Source organism: Campylobacter ureolyticus (assembly GCF_027277485.1).
GTDB classification, from domain to species: Bacteria; Campylobacterota; Campylobacteria; order Campylobacterales; family Campylobacteraceae; genus Campylobacter_B; species Campylobacter_B ureolyticus_B.
This window is the reverse complement of sequence record NZ_JAPXGQ010000066.1, coordinates 1-255: the sequence shown is the minus strand read 5'-3', so window position 1 is coordinate 255 and position 255 is coordinate 1. Positions and strand designations below refer to the sequence as shown.

Here is a 255-nt window from a genome sequence, read left to right as displayed (position 1 = left end):
CGAAAGGGGTATGCGATGGAAAATTGGTTAATATTCCAATACCAATTATTATGTGCGATGGAAGGACGCTTAAAGTTAGTGGAGCTAACTGATGGAATAGTTAGTCTAAGGTCGTAGGTTGAGTTATAGGCAAATCCGTAACTCTTTATCCGAAAGCTTAAAGGCTTACAAAGCTCTTCGGAGTAGCGTAAGAATCCATGATACTATAGAGCCAAGAAAAGTTTCTAAGTTTAGTAATAATTGCCCGTACCGTAA

The 255-nt window shown here is 38.4% G+C and carries 1 rRNA gene; it reads left to right on the top strand.

Annotation, left to right across the window (positions count from 1 at the left end):
* Positions 1 to 255 (top strand): 23S ribosomal RNA (locus O6B72_RS09465); the annotation flags it as partial.